The following is a 1224-nucleotide window of genomic DNA, read 5'->3' as shown; positions in this document are numbered from 1 at the left end:
ACCACCGCCGTGATATCGGCGTCGTCGATGTCCTGGCGGCCATAAGGGATCATGCCATGGCCTTCGCGTTGAACTCCACGATCTCGTCCACGCTCAGGAAGTGGGTGTTGGTGCCCGAATTGTATTCGAAGCCACGCCCCACGGCCTTGCCGGACTCGCCGATGCCGTTCGAGAAATAGTCCACGTCGTGATCGTAGAAGCGGATCGAGGGCGAGAGCACGAAATGGTCATCGTATTCGACGGCCAGGTGGCTGTCATCGGCCGGGCACATGATTTCGTGCAGCTTTTCGCCGGGGCGGATGCCGATCACATGCTGTTCAAGCCCCGGCGCCATGGCGCGGGCCAGGTCGACGATGCGCACCGAGGGGATCTTCGGCACGAAGATCTCGCCGCCATGCATGCGGGTGAAGTTCTTCAGCACGAAATCCACCCCTTGCTGGAGCGAGATCCAGAAGCGGGTCATGTCGGTATCGGTGATCGGCAGGCTTTTCGCGCCCTGGTCGATCAGCCCCTGGAAGAACGGCACGACCGAACCGCGCGAGCCCACGACATTGCCGTAGCGCACCACGGCGAAACGGGTCCGGCGTTCGCCCACCATGTTGTTCGCGGCGACGAAGAGCTTGTCCGAGGCAAGCTTGGTCGCGCCATAGAGGTTGATCGGGTTCGCCGCCTTGTCGGTCGAAAGCGCGATCACCTTCTCGACATTGTTGGTGATGGCGCCATGGATGACGTTTTGCGCCCCGTCGATATTGGTCTTGATGCATTCGACGGGGTTGTATTCCGCCGCCGGCACCTGTTTCAATGCAGCGGCATGGATGATGTAATCCACCCCGCGCGTCGCCTGCAGCACCCGCTCGCGGTCGCGCACGTCGCCGATGAAGTAGCGGATGCAGGGATCGTTGAACTTCTGCTGCATCTCGAACTGCTTCAGTTCGTCGCGCGAGAAGACAATGATCTTTCGGGGCTTGAACCGCGACAGCAGCGTCTGGACATACTTCTTGCCAAAGCTGCCGGTCCCGCCTGTAATCAGGATGGATTTATTGTCGAACATGTTGGTCGTCCTGTCAAAACTTCATACGTTAGAGAACGCGATGGCCGTGTAAAAACTCGGATACATGCAAATACTCAAAACAGTAGATGGGGCAGATGCCCCGGACCGGCCAATGCACACACGGCGATCCCTTCGGCGGAACATAACCGCCGCCCCGCTCATGGCACAATGCG

General features: G+C 59.6%; 1 protein-coding gene. It reads right to left on the bottom strand.

The window, feature by feature from the left end:
* Nucleotides 1-49 precede the first annotated feature (49 nt).
* On the bottom strand, nucleotides 50-1051 hold the full coding sequence (gene pseB / locus BLT64_RS25910; protein ID WP_011746443.1) for a UDP-N-acetylglucosamine 4,6-dehydratase (inverting): 1002 nt from the start codon (nucleotides 1049-1051) through the stop codon (nucleotides 50-52).
* Nucleotides 1052-1224 lie beyond the last annotated feature (173 nt).

The sequence above is a fragment of the Paracoccus denitrificans genome (assembly GCF_900100045.1).
In the GTDB taxonomy this organism is placed as follows: domain Bacteria; phylum Pseudomonadota; class Alphaproteobacteria; order Rhodobacterales; family Rhodobacteraceae; genus Paracoccus; species Paracoccus denitrificans.
This window is presented reverse-complemented; position numbering and strand designations above follow the sequence as displayed.

Coding starts and splice junctions, on each gene's coding strand:
- pseB (WP_011746443.1), bottom strand. CDS start 1,051: ATGTTCGACAATAAATCCATCCTGATTACAGGCGGGACCGGCAGCTTT.